Source organism: Staphylococcus sp. HMSC055A09, from assembly GCF_001809655.1.
GTDB lineage: Bacteria > Bacillota > Bacilli > Staphylococcales > Staphylococcaceae > Staphylococcus > Staphylococcus capitis.
Genome location: NZ_KV798353.1, coordinates 107,261 through 120,387 on the forward strand (window position 1 = coordinate 107,261; position 13,127 = coordinate 120,387).

General features: G+C 33.1%; 15 protein-coding genes. 5 read left to right on the forward strand and 10 right to left on the reverse strand.

All coding sequences use genetic code 11. The annotated features are described in order from the left end of the window. Window positions 1-6: 6 nt before the first annotated feature. Window positions 7-417, forward strand: a complete 411-nt coding sequence (locus HMPREF2642_RS01785) for a DUF3139 domain-containing protein (RefSeq protein WP_030061380.1) — start codon at window positions 7-9, stop codon at window positions 415-417. A gap of 139 nt (window positions 418-556) precedes the next feature. Here the strand turns inward: HMPREF2642_RS01785 and HMPREF2642_RS01790 are convergent, their stop codons facing one another. Genes HMPREF2642_RS01790 through HMPREF2642_RS01800 form a run of 3 tightly spaced genes read right to left on the reverse strand, consistent with a single transcriptional unit; the run spans window position 557 to window position 3,550 of the window. Next, window positions 557-1,759, reverse strand: a complete 1,203-nt coding sequence (locus tag HMPREF2642_RS01790; protein ID WP_070597601.1) for an ABC transporter permease — start codon at window positions 1,757-1,759, stop codon at window positions 557-559. Then, window positions 1,752-2,438, reverse strand: coding sequence for an ABC transporter ATP-binding protein (locus tag HMPREF2642_RS01795; protein ID WP_023349962.1), 687 nt, complete (start codon window positions 2,436-2,438; stop codon window positions 1,752-1,754). Before HMPREF2642_RS01795 ends, HMPREF2642_RS01790 begins: the two co-directional genes overlap by 8 nt. After that, on the reverse strand, window positions 2,435-3,550 hold the full coding sequence (locus HMPREF2642_RS01800; protein ID WP_030061384.1) for an efflux RND transporter periplasmic adaptor subunit: 1,116 nt from the start codon (window positions 3,548-3,550) through the stop codon (window positions 2,435-2,437). Before HMPREF2642_RS01800 ends, HMPREF2642_RS01795 begins: the two co-directional genes overlap by 4 nt. Window positions 3,551-3,793: 243 nt before the next feature. Between HMPREF2642_RS01800 and HMPREF2642_RS01805 the strand changes: the two genes are divergently transcribed. Both HMPREF2642_RS01805 and HMPREF2642_RS11760 read left to right on the forward strand, forming a co-directional pair. Beyond that, a complete protein-coding gene (locus tag HMPREF2642_RS01805) occupies window positions 3,794-4,444 on the forward strand; it encodes a YIP1 family protein (RefSeq protein ID WP_049427073.1) in 651 nt (216 codons plus the stop codon). A gap of 295 nt (window positions 4,445-4,739) precedes the next feature. Continuing rightward, a complete protein-coding gene (locus HMPREF2642_RS11760; protein ID WP_030061515.1) occupies window positions 4,740-4,937 on the forward strand; it encodes a hypothetical protein in 198 nt (65 codons plus the stop codon). A gap of 105 nt (window positions 4,938-5,042) precedes the next feature. Here the strand turns inward: HMPREF2642_RS11760 and HMPREF2642_RS01815 are convergent, their stop codons facing one another. From HMPREF2642_RS01815 to HMPREF2642_RS01825, 3 genes are read right to left on the reverse strand one after another with little or no spacing between them, the layout of a single operon-like run. After that, window positions 5,043-5,597, reverse strand: a complete 555-nt coding sequence (locus HMPREF2642_RS01815) for a TetR/AcrR family transcriptional regulator (protein ID WP_030061518.1) — start codon at window positions 5,595-5,597, stop codon at window positions 5,043-5,045. Then, entirely contained in the window at window positions 5,563-5,958 is a 396-nt protein-coding gene (locus tag HMPREF2642_RS01820; RefSeq protein ID WP_030061520.1) for a DUF3147 family protein, read from the reverse strand. Before HMPREF2642_RS01820 ends, HMPREF2642_RS01815 begins: the two co-directional genes overlap by 35 nt. A gap of 19 nt (window positions 5,959-5,977) precedes the next feature. Then, window positions 5,978-6,337 (reverse strand): DUF3147 family protein, encoded by a 360-nt coding sequence (locus HMPREF2642_RS01825; RefSeq protein ID WP_002454376.1) that lies wholly within the window; start codon window positions 6,335-6,337, stop codon window positions 5,978-5,980. A 260-nt stretch (window positions 6,338-6,597) separates the two neighbouring features. Here HMPREF2642_RS01825 and HMPREF2642_RS01830 point away from each other — a divergent pair, with 260 nt between their 5' ends. Next, the gene (locus tag HMPREF2642_RS01830; protein ID WP_070597603.1) at window positions 6,598-7,233 is read left to right on the forward strand and encodes an HAD family hydrolase; all 636 of its coding nucleotides are present in this window, start codon (window positions 6,598-6,600) and stop codon (window positions 7,231-7,233) included. A 66-nt stretch (window positions 7,234-7,299) separates the two neighbouring features. Next, a complete protein-coding gene (locus HMPREF2642_RS01835) occupies window positions 7,300-8,010 on the forward strand; it encodes an SDR family NAD(P)-dependent oxidoreductase (protein ID WP_030061522.1) in 711 nt (236 codons plus the stop codon). Window positions 8,011-8,074: 64 nt separating this feature from the next. On the opposite strand, the gene noc is transcribed toward HMPREF2642_RS01835, so the two are convergent. From noc to mnmE, 4 genes are all read right to left on the reverse strand, one after another. Further along, complete coding sequence (gene noc, locus HMPREF2642_RS01840) at window positions 8,075-8,914, reverse strand: nucleoid occlusion protein (RefSeq protein ID WP_002434625.1); 840 nt, start codon at window positions 8,912-8,914, stop codon at window positions 8,075-8,077. Between the two features lie 47 nt (window positions 8,915-8,961). Further along, entirely contained in the window at window positions 8,962-9,681 is a 720-nt protein-coding gene (rsmG, locus tag HMPREF2642_RS01845; RefSeq protein ID WP_002454373.1) for a 16S rRNA (guanine(527)-N(7))-methyltransferase RsmG, read from the reverse strand. Next, on the reverse strand, window positions 9,681-11,558 hold the full coding sequence (mnmG, locus tag HMPREF2642_RS01850; protein ID WP_070597607.1) for a tRNA uridine-5-carboxymethylaminomethyl(34) synthesis enzyme MnmG: 1,878 nt from the start codon (window positions 11,556-11,558) through the stop codon (window positions 9,681-9,683). The genes rsmG and mnmG overlap by 1 nt, the downstream gene beginning before the upstream one ends. Window positions 11,559-11,640: 82 nt before the next feature. Further along, window positions 11,641-13,020: a tRNA uridine-5-carboxymethylaminomethyl(34) synthesis GTPase MnmE gene (gene mnmE / locus HMPREF2642_RS01855; protein ID WP_030061528.1), complete on the reverse strand. Its 1,380-nt coding sequence runs from the start codon at window positions 13,018-13,020 to the stop codon at window positions 11,641-11,643. Window positions 13,021-13,127 lie beyond the last annotated feature (107 nt).

A 13,127-nucleotide genomic window follows, 5' to 3' on the forward strand; every position in this document is an offset into this window, starting at 1 on the left:
TTAAATATGAAAAAAGAATATACATTAAATTATATTATTCCAATAAGTATTCTTATTGCTTTAATTGTTGTCCCTATATTAATTTTCACTTTAGGTAAACATATTTATTTAAATTATCAAAAACATGAAGAAGATAAACTCGAAGCAAAAGTTCACAGTGTACTTAAGCAAAAAGGTTGGGAAAACAAAATTAAAACAGAGAAACCCAATTTCACGTTGAATACTGGAGAACGTGACGTAGTTGTTACTTTTAAAGATGAGCCCTATAATACATATCAATATGAGGTTAATGATGATGGTAAAGTAACGGGAGATGCAGAGTTAAAAATGAAATATCAAGAGCGTTTTGATAATGATAAAAAATACAGAGAATATAGAAAGCGTCATCATTTTGAGGAAAAGTATGATTTAAAATAAAAAGACCTACTCTAATATCATTAGATAAAGTAACTTCAATTAAATCAATTTTTTAATAACAATTATTAAAATTTAAGCGTGAGTAGTCAACATTAAAGTAACTACTCACGCTTTTAAGATAATTATATAGAAGCAATCGTTATTTAATAATATCAATTAATTCTTTCTTAGATGCGGCACGTGCAGGTATCCAACCGAACACAATACCGATTAGGGTAGATACACCAACAGCTAAGATTACGGATCCTAGACTGACGGAACTTTTAACCATTTCTGGCGTCACAGCATCAATTAGTGTCGCTATGATAATACCGAGTATTAATCCAATAATACCACCAATAAGACATAGGACCACACTCTCGACTAAGAATTGTATTTCTATATCTCGACCTTTAGCGCCAAATGCACGTCGGATCGCAATTTCTTCTGTACGCTCAGTAACTGAAATGTACATCACATTCATCACACCAATACCAGCAATAAAGAGTGAAATACCTGCAACTGCTGCAACAAAGTAAGTAATGGTATCTAATACTTTTCCGATACCTTTCATCATTTCTTCATTGTCTTGATAACTATATTGCCCCTCAGATGTGCCAGTACCTTTTTTATTCAGTTCTTTTTCAACTTTTTTACCAACGTCTTTTTTAGCAGAACTCTTATCCACAGTAACTAATAATTGAGGCATACCCTGAGACAAGTTACCCATATATTTATTGAATGTCTTTGTAGGGAGTTGTACTGTTGATTCTTCAGGCATACCCATACCGCCAGCGTCAATTACTGAACCTTCAGATACACCAACAACTTTAAATCCTTCGCCATTCACATAGATAGACTTACCTATCGCATTATTATTAAACACTTTTTTCGCAAGTTTACTATCAATGACAGCGACTTTCTCTTCAGTGTCATTATCATCTTTAGTAAAACCTTTCCCTTTGTCTACATCGGTAAGCTCGTTTTGTTTTTTAAGACTGACATCACCGCCACCATGTGAATTGGTGATTTTAGCTGAATACGTGCTATCATCGTCTTCTTTTATTTTGGCATTCTTAACACCTTTAACTTGTTCTACTACACTTATATCTTCTTGTTTAAACGGATTATTCTTAGGTGCCTCCATATTCTCAGTCATAAATGAAATAGAAGCTTGATCTTTACCCGCACCCGCTTCATCAAATTGTTCATTTGTTGATTTCTTAAATCCATTACCTAAAGACATAATAGTAATGACAGCTGCGATACCGATGATAATCCCAATCATCGTAAAGATGTTTCGACGTTTATTCTTTAAAATTGAGCGAAAGGCGACAGCAATAACATTAGAAAAGTTATTCATGCGTCAACACCTCTTCCTCTCGCACACGACCATCTAAAATATGAATAATACGATCAGCTTTATCCGCTACATCACGGTCATGTGTAACCATAATCATCGTCGTTCTTTTTTCTTTATTTAGTTTAACGAAGAGTTCCATAATATCTTGAGACGTCTTAGAATCAAGCGCACCTGTAGGTTCATCAGCGATAATAAACTTCGGATTATTGATAATCGCTCTAGCGATGGCCACACGTTGTTGTTGACCACCTGATAATTTATTCGGCAATAAATCTTCTTTACCTTTAAGACCGACGTCTTGAAGACCGTCTAAAACTTTATTTTTACGCTCTTTACTCCCTATTCCATTATAAATAAGAGGGATACTAACATTCTCAAGAATGGTATTATTTTGAATCAATTTAAAGTTTTGAAAGACAAACCCTACAGTATGATTTCGAATTTCAGCAAGCTTGTTGTCTGAACTTTTTTGATAATTTTCTTTATTGAAAAGGTATTCCCCTTCATATCCGCGATCGATAAATCCTAATATGTTGATGAGCGTACTTTTACCTGAGCCTGAAGGACCCATGATAGCGATAAACTCTCCTTCATCAATATGAATATCAATATCCTTTAAAATATGATTAGATTCATTACCATTTTTAAAGTGTCGATTGATTTTTTTCAACTCAATCATGATGACACCTCAACTTTTTCTCCATCATTTAAATTACCTTTAGGATTTTTAATGACTTTATCACCTGATTTAAGACCTTTTTTAACGATAATTTGACCATTGTTTCGTTCAATTTTGATATCACGTTTATGAACTTTATGATTTTCATCAACCACGAACACATCGTTATCTTTAGTTAATACATTGTCAGGTAATTTCTTAGTATTTAAAGGAATCTTCGCATCCATAGAGAAACCTGATCTAACTGGGATATCTAAATCTCCAATAACTACTCTGTATTTAGATGTGTCGCCTTCTTTACCTCCAGAAGGATTATTCACAGTTGGATTAGAAGCTTGAGCGCCTGAACCTTCACCTTCTTCACCGCCTGCTTGAGCACCACCAGCTGCTTCACCCTCACTACCGGAATCATAACTAGTAGGAAGCTCATCAATTTTGATAATCTTACCTTCGCCTTTTTTACCTGTACTATTTACAGTAACGTCGACTTTATCCCCCTCTTTAATTTTATTAATATCAAATTCTGTAACGGTCGCATTAATTTGAGGGTTATCTGAAATTAATTGTAAAATCGGTTGTCCATCACCAACATCTGAATCATTTTTGATATTTACTTTACCATCAAATGAAGCATACATACTGTCATTCACTTGTCTGTCGTGTTGTGCTAATGACTGTTGTGCTTCGTTTAATGAGCTTTGATCTTGAGTAAGTTTAGATTGCAATTGGCTATTATTAGGGCTTTGATTAATCTTTTGATAATCATCATTCACTTGACTTTGTGCTTGGTTCACCTTATTCGCTAATTGTTCACGTTTACTAGCATTCGTGTCATAATTAATTAAACGATCCCCTTGTTTAACCTTCTGTCCATCGTCTACAGATGTACTTAAAAATGTCCCAATTGAACTGTTATTATTATATGTCTTTACAGATTTAGGAGAAGCTTTCCCCTCTAAACTGATAGGTGTTTCTTTTTTAACTGTATATGTATCGTAACCTTCACTATCTTTCTTACCTGATCCATTTACCTGTTTCACGATAAAAGCAGCGATAATTAATAATAGAATGATTGCAATTCCTATGATGATCCACAATATTTTCTTTTTCATATCTATTTCTCCTTAATAATTGATTGCAATTGAAATGATAACACAAATGTAAAATTAGTAATATTTTATATATATAAAATTTACAAAATCTTAGAAATGTTAATATTGAAAAAACATTCATTCTCTAAAATTATTATGTATAGGCAATGAAATTTAACTAAAATTTTAAATTGCTTATTTTATAAAATAGATTTAAATGTTAACATTTAAGTGATATTAATAAACAAAGGAGATATACATATTATGGAAAATCAAAATATCGATACTAAACAACTAGAAAATTCTAGCATTCCATTTGTAAATCATTTTAGTAAGTTAAGAGAAAATCCAAAATGGTTAGTGAAGTTGTTAATTTTAATAGTTTTAGCCATAATAACTGCATTCGTAAGTTACTTTGCTACAAAAGATTCTTTATTATCACAAACTAATGGTCAGATGAATTCTGGAGTTTACTTGATAATAACAATAATAACTGGTTTCTTTGGCATGCTTTTTAATGCAGGAATAGTTTTTGTGATTTTCTTAGTTATTTCTAAAATATTTAAATCTGATGCTAAAGGTAGCAGTATCTTTTCTGCTGCACTTTCATACTCAATTATAATTAATGCTTTCTCTCTTATTATCATTATTATCCAACTATTATTTGGATTAAGTATTCTTGAATATAAATTAGACAGTTTAAACATCTTCGCTAAAGGCAACAAATTTTTAATGGCATTAAACTTAACTAACTTATTAAAAGCATTTTTAACAGGCGTAGTTTATTACTCAACGAGTCGCTTATCTAAGAAAACATCTATTATATTAGGTATCGTTGCTCTAGTTTTATTAGTTGGATTTGGTTTAATAAGTGGAGCTTCTGGTCAATCAATGCCAAATATGAACACTAAATAATCACAAGAGGTACAAAAATGAATTCAGGATTAATATTATTGATAATCATTTGTTGTGGTATGTTACCAATTATTATTAGCTTGAATGAGAAAAAGAAAAAATAAGTGATATCAACCATAACCTAAAAAATCCCCTCACTATCTCGAGTAGTGAGGGGATTGGTAATATTAATGCATGAACTCTTATTAATTTAATTATACTAGATTACATAGAAATGCATAGTAGATTAATTAATTATTTTTTATTTAAAGCTCGCTTTCATTAGATGCTATTATTTTTTTGGAGGAGGATTTTGATGATTACTATACTAATAGTTTTTTTACTACTTCATTTGTTACCTGCCATATATCTTGGAATAAAATACTTTAAATTAAAAAACAATAATGCCTCAGATAAAGAATTTAAAAATCTTTCTAAATCAATGATGAGAGCAGAAAGTATCATTATTCCGATTTCAATATTATTAATGTTATTACTATATTTTATTAAATAAAAAGTTGTCTGATCATTAGATTTTAATAAACTGCATACAAATAAGAAACTAACACTTCGTTCAGTCTACCCTCTACATAAAGAACGTTCCTTATTTAAGGAACGTTTACTCTTTCGTTTCTGGGTCATACGCTTCGATAATTCTATTCAACATCTTTTCAATGTAATTTTCATCTAATGAGTCGGGTTTGATTAATATATTGAAGTAAATAGGCGAGAAGATAAGATCTATAAATAAGTCTTGCTCTTCATCTTTAATATGCTTGCTGATAATCTTTTTTAATGTTCTTCGATTACTATTAAAATAATCTGTCATAAACGTTTCTCGTGCTTCGATCTGTTGATGACTGATTAAAATTTCAATCACTGCACTACCTAATTTCGTCTTATAAATATCTTTGATTTTCACTAAAAAATGATACAAATCTTCATATAAATTGTCGCTCTCATGGATAAATATCTTTTGTGATTGTTCAACAAACATATCCATAATAATTGACGATTTATCTTTCCATCTGCGATAAATCGTCGCTTTAGAGATACCAGTATTTTCCGAAATCTGATCAATTGTTATGTCTCTAAAATGTATTGTTTCTAATAAACGGTTAATTTCTTCATAAATTTTCTTATTTATTGTTGGATCTTTCGGTCTTCCAGCCATGTTTAACCCTTCTTTTATGCGTAATAAATTCAACAATTTCAAATATAACCACTGCACTTACAAACCATACAATAAATCCACCAATAATACTAATTAACCACATTTGTGTTGATTGTAAAAGTCCCCAAGTAGCTAAAATACTAAATAATACGCCTATCATACCAAAGACTGCGCCTCTACTCACATGCATTGCCATCTTATCACCAAATTGCATGCCTGTGATAAACATTGAAACTAAGAACACTGCTGGAAAAGTTGCAAAGATACCTCCGAACTCTTTCCAAGGTAATACCATTGATACAATGTAACTCACTAATACTGCTAATCCACCAACGAGAAATTTTATTAATACTAATTTCATTATTACAATGCCTCCATCATTAAATGTGTCTAACTACAAATATTGCTATAGAAATGACAAGCCAACATACAATTGAAAATATAGTCCCACTCTTGTAATTTCTTTTACCTATAAATAGTGAGGTAAAGAATACAGTAACTATACAAGATATAATTCCTACAATTGCACCTGTACTAAGATGTATAGACATTTGAATCAGTTGTTGACCTCGATGATCTATAGCTAAAGCAATCACTGCAGCAAGGTAGACTGCCGGCATAGTGGCTATAATACCACCTAACTTACCACCGACTTTATCTGCCATTACTGATGCGAGCGCAACTGCAAGACCACCTATTACAAAATGGAGAATAGCACTTGAAATCGATATACCAAACACAATAACCCTTCTTATCAATTTTAATTATTAAACGAAACGTTTCGTTTACTTTTAGTGTAAATCGATTATAGTGCGTTGTAAACATTTCCACTAAAATACCTAATTTTCTAAAAATAGTAATAGTATGTGTTTCACGTAAAACAATTATTAAAGTTTTTGCATTATCTAAAATAACTTATTTATAGTTTAGTTTGTTGCTTGATAGATTTATGTTAAAGTTTTTATAAAATCATTTTCTAATTAAGTGAGGTTAGACATTCATGTACAAAAATTTAATCTTTGATTTCGATGGTACAATTGCAGATTCTAAAGAATGTAGTATAGTTGCTACTCAAAAATCTTTTAAAGAAAGAGGGCTAGAAGAACCGACAGTAAATCTGATTGAGTATTATATGGGAATACCAATAGAAAAGTCATTCAGTTTAATGAGTTCCGTTGATTTAGATGACCATCAGTTAGAAGCGCTTATCAAAACCTTTAGGCAAAATTATAAAGAGGTTGAATCATCTTATTTAAAACTTTATAAACATATGACTGAACAACTCCAATCACTCTCAAAAGATAAACAGTTATTTGTAGTATCAAGTAAGAAAACAGATGTGCTCATTCGTAACTTAGAGATCTTAGACATAGATCACTTATTTACAGAAGTAATAGGGTCAGACAAAGTTAATCATTATAAACCTTCACCTGATGGCATCAACTATATCTTGAATAAATACCAATTAGAAAATGAAGAAACTATTTATATCGGGGACGCTATATTTGATATGCAAATGGCAAATAGCGCAAAAGTGGCATCATGTGCAGTCACTTGGGGTACACACAGTATTGAGGAATTAAAATCTGAGAATTCAACATATATCATTCATGAGGTAACTGAATTAAATTTCTAATCTTTTTTAAATTCTCGAAAATTCAATTAACATCCCTTCATCAAACATATAAAGGAGAAAATCACTTTGAGTAAAAAAGTTTTAATTACAGGTGCGAATAAAGGCATAGGCTTTGAAACAGCGAGACAACTTGGAGAGCAAGATTGGTACATATTACTCGGGGCTAGAAATGAGCAAAGAGGGATGGAAGCAGTTAATACGCTTCAACGAGAAGGAATTAACGTAAAATGGGTTAGAATAGATTTAAATCACGATGAAACAATAGATTCAGCTGCACAATACATTAGAGCACATCACAGTGATATTAACGTCTTAATAAATAATGCAGGTGTTTCAGGAAATATGCAGGCTAAGCCATTAGATGTGGATGTTGATGAGTTAAGATCTTTAACAGAGGTTAATTTCTTCGGTAATTTCCAAATGATTAAAGCTTTCACACCAATCTTAGCCCGTAATAAAGGTAGAATAGTGAATTTAACCATCCCTTTGAAACCATCAAGTTTCTTCGAACCATTTAGTTACATTGCAACGAAAGAACCACTTAACTCAATGATTAAGCTCTTTGCAAGACAATTCAAGAAAAGTAAAATACCAGTCGAAATTTTCGGTATTATGCCAGGTGGAGTGACGACTGATTTAAACAATCATCAAAAAGGTCTACTCATGCGTACCGTCAGTGAAGCTGCCCAATCCATTGTAAAAGTGGTCACAGACAACCGTAATCACAATGGTAAAATCTTACTTAGAGTCACGCCTTTTAAACTATTTAAAAAGTAAATACTTTCAATAAAAAAAAACGAGTTAGTGCAACAATATACTGCATTAACTCGTTCTTTTCTTACTATTTCTTATATATTCTAATTTTTATTTCATAATAGTCATCATGGTCTTTGTCTTTATGTTCAACACGTAAGCCAGACTGCTCGATGGCTTCAATACTTTTACCCACTTCATCTCTCGCTTGAGTCACATCTTGTGAAAATTGGAAAGTCTGAGCTTTAACTTTTTCAGGACCTGTCTTTTGACGTACTTTATCTTCAGTTTGTTTAACGTTTAATTTCTGATTAATGACTTGCTCAATTAATTCTTCTTGCTCATCTTCGGGTAAAACCAAGACAGCACGGGCGTGTCTTTCAGTTATCTTTCCTTCACGAAGTCGTTTAATCACGTTAGGAGCAAGTTTTAATAAGCGTAATTTATTAGCGATGAAACTTTGACTTTTACCTAGACTCTTCGCTAATTCACTTTGCGTCGTATCTCCTATTTCAAGCAATTTTTTATAAGCTTCCGCTTCTTCAACCACAGATAAATTCTCACGTTGAATATTCTCAATTAACGCAACTACTGCCGTTTCTTCATCATTCATGTGACGAATAATGACGTCAGCTTGTGGTTTATGCAATGATTGTAATGCTCTGAATCGACGCTCACCAGCAATAATTTCAAACATATCCTCTTCTATCGGACGTACAACGATGGGTTGCAATAACCCATGTTCTTCAATCGATTCAGCTAATTCTCTTATCTTATTTGGCTCAAATACTTGTCTTGGTTGATAACGATTGGGTACGATACGTTCAATATGAATGGATTCAACATTATTATTGCGCTCTTCTTCAGTATAACCAACGATGTCATCTTTATTTTTTAAACCAAATAATTTTGAAAAAGGTTTCTTCATTATCCATTCTCTCCCTCTCAATTATTTGTTATATCATATGTCTCTTCTTAGCTCTCAAGTAGTGGAGATTTGTTTGGCGTACCTGGTTTCCTTGGGTATTTCTTAGAAGTCTGTCTACGTTTATCAATCACTATCATTTGTCTTTCGCCAGCATCCTCAGGCAATTCAAATGAAAATGTTTCTTTCACGTTTCCACCTAAAATATTAATAGCAAAGTTCGCTTCTTGCAATTCCTCTTCGCCTTTAGATGACTTAAGTGCGATAAATTGGCCACCTTTTTTAACTAAAGGTAAGCACAATTCACTCAATACAGTAAGACGTGCAACAGCACGTGCTGTAACGATATCATAAGACTCCCTGTAGGCTCCCTTACCATAAGATTCCGCACGATCATGCACAAAACTGACATCTTGGAGGCCTAACTCTGCAGCTAAGTGATTGAGAAATTGAATTCGTTTATTAAGTGAATCCACAATCGTTACCTTCAATTCAGGAAAAACTATTTTCAAAGGAATACTTGGAAATCCTGCACCAGCTCCAACATCGCAAATGCTTAATTCTCCATCGAAGTCATAATAGAAGCTAGGTGTAATTGAATCATAGAAGTGTTTTAAGTATACATCATGTTCTTCCGTAATACTTGTTAAGTTCATCTTTTCATTCCACTCAACAAGTAATTGATAGTACGTTTGGAATTGTTCTTTTTGCGTTTCAGACAATTCAATGCCATGTTCACTTAATTTCTTAGATAGCCATTCTACACTCATTATTGATTCACCCTTTGAAGTTTCCCTTGTTCTAAATAGACAAGTAAAATTGAGATATCTGCTGGATTTACACCAGATATACGTGAAGCTTGTGCAATATTTAATGGTTTTACTTCTGCTAATTTTTCTCTAGCTTCAGAAGCTAAACTATCTACTTTATTATAATCCAAGTCTTCAGGAATTTTCTTCTCTTCCATACGTTTTACTTTTTCAACTTGTTGTAAAGATTTATTGATATAACCTTCATATTTCGTTTGTATTTCAACTTGTTCTTCAACCGCATCAGGTAGTTGGTGGTCTTCTTCTAGAATCTCTAAAATCGTATCATAAGTCATCTCAGGACGACGTAATAAATCAATTGCTAAGATACCATCTTTCAAGCGTGAGCCACCTTTAGACTCGATAACAGATTGAGTGTGATCGTTTGGTTTAATACGAATGTCAGTTAAGCGTTGAATTTCATTTTGAATTTGTTGACGTTTCTCATTAAAGCGTGCGTAGCGTTCATCAGAAATCATGCCTAACTCATAACCTACATCAGTTAAACGTAAATCTGCATTATCATGACGTAGTAATAAACGATATTCAGCACGAGAAGTTAATAATCTATATGGTTCATTAGTTCCTTTAGTCACTAAGTCATCAATTAATACACCGATATATGCATCAGAACGACTTAAGATTTTCTCTCCAGTACCTAGCACTTTACCTGCTGCGTTAATACCTGCCATGATACCTTGTCCTGCCGCTTCTTCGTATCCTGACGTACCATTAATTTGACCTGCAGTATATAAGTTCTTAATTGATTTTGTTTCAAGGGTTGGCCATAACTGTGTAGGCACAATCGCATCATATTCGATTGCATAACCTGCGCGCATCATGTCTGTCTTTTCAAGACCAGGAATTGTCTCTAACATTTGACGTTGAACATGTTCAGGAAGACTTGTAGATAAACCTTGTACATACACTTCATTCGTATTACGACCTTCAGGCTCTAAGAAAAGTTGGTGTCTAGGTTTATCGTTAAAACGAACAAATTTATCTTCAATTGATGGACAATATCTAGGACCAGTACCTTTAATCATACCTGAATACATCGCAGATAAATGAAGATTATCATCAATCACTTTGTGAGTTTCACCATTTGTATATGTTAACCAACAAGGTAATTGATCTAAAATATATTCAGTCGTTTCATAACTAAATGCACGACCTACATCATCACCGGGTTGAATTTCAGTTTTAGAATAGTCGATTGTTTTAGCATTCACACGTGGAGGCGTACCTGTCTTGAATCGAACTACATCAAATCCAAGTTGTCTCAAGTTGTCAGCTAAAGTGATAGAAGGTAATTGATGGTTTGGACCACTAGAGTATTTCATGTTACCTAAGATGATTTCACCACGTAAGAACGTACCTGTTGTAACAACTACTGCTTTAGAGCGGTATTCTGTTCCAATATTCGTACGTACGCCTTTCACTTCATTTTCTTCAATAATTAACTCATCCACCATGCCTTGCATAATATCTAAGTTATCTTCGTCCTCGATTACACGTTTCATTTCTTGTTGATATAACACTTTATCTGCTTGTGCACGTAATGCTCTTACAGCCGGCCCTTTACCAGTATTCAACATACGCATTTGGATATGTGTTTTATCAATCGTTTTAGCCATTTGTCCACCTAACGCATCGATTTCACGCACTACAATACCTTTTGCAGGGCCACCAACGGATGGATTACATGGCATAAAGGCAATATTATCTAAATTAATTGTTAACATTAACGTTTTCGCGCCACGTCTTGCAGAAGCTAAGCCCGCTTCAATTCCTGCATGACCAGCTCCAATGACAATTACATCATACTCTTGAACCACTTTTTTACCTCCTTATATTCTTAAAAACTTTTCCGGAAAATGAAGACACCCTACCGTCTTATTCCTTAAATATTAAATATCATTATTTACCTAAACAGAATTGACTAAACAGTTGATCAATTAACTCATCGCTCGCTGATTCTCCAATGATTTCACCAAGTATTTCCCAAGTACGCGTTAAATCAATTTGAACCATATCCATAGGCACACCAGATTCAGCAGCATCTATCGCATCTTGAATTGAATGTCTAGCTTGTTTTAATAAAGAAATATGACGTGAGTTAGATACATATGTCATATCCTGATTTTGAACTTCTCCACCGAAGAATAAATCTCTAATTTGAATTTCTAATTCATCTATACCTTCTTGTTTTAACATAGAAGTTTGGATTAATGGCATGTCACCAATCATTTCTTTAACTTCATTTATATCTAAACGTGGTTCTAAATCTGTTTTATTAATAATTACAATAACGTCTTCGTTCTTCACAACTTCATACAATGTTTGATCGTCTTCTGTTAGAGGTTCATTATTGTTAAGAACAAATAAGATTAGATCCGCTTCACTTAATGCTTTACGTGAACGTTCGACACCAATCTTCTCTACAATATCTTCTGTATCACGTATACCTGCTGTATCAACTAATCGTAATGGTACCCCTCGTACATTGACATATTCTTCTAAAACGTCTCTAGTCGTACCAGCTACTTCAGTAACGATCGCTTTATTATCTTGAATAAGATTATTTAACATTGAAGATTTACCTACATTAGGACGACCAACGATAACGGTTGATAATCCTTCACGCATTATCTTACCTTGAGTACCTGTTTCAAGCAGTCGATTAATTTCTTCTTTAATATTCTTAGACTGTTCAAGTAAAAACTCAGTTGTGGCATCTTCAACGTCATCATATTCAGGGTAATCAATATTAACTTCTACTTGAGCGAGAATCTCCAATATGGATTGACGTTGTTTTTTAATAAGGTCACTTAAACGACCTTCAATTTGATTCATTGCTACTTTAGAGGCGCGATCAGTTTTAGAGCGTATGAAATCCATAACTGCCTCTGCTTGAGATAAATCAATACGACCATTTAAGAAAGCACGCTTCGTATATTCACCTGGTTCAGCCATACGTGCACCATACGTCATAGTTAATTCCAGTATGCGATTAATTGTTAAAATACCGCCGTGACAATTAATTTCAATGATATCTTCTCTAGTAAATGTTTTTGGTGCACGTAGCACAGATATCATCACTTCTTCGACAGTTTCATTAGTTTCTGGATCAATAATATGACCGTAGTTAATCGTATGTGTATCTACTTCAGATAATTTTTTCTTTCCTTTATAAAGTGTATCTCCTATTTCAATGGCTTGTGGGCCTGATAAACGGACAATACCGATAGCTCCTTCGCCCATAGGTGTTGAAATACTAGTAATCGTATCAAAATCCATAAGAGTCTCGCCTCCTTATTCAAGTAAAATTTCATTATAACATTGTAAATTGTTTCTCTATAAAAAGCTAACATAGTGCTTTTAAAGTATCCGAGTTAGGCTTACGT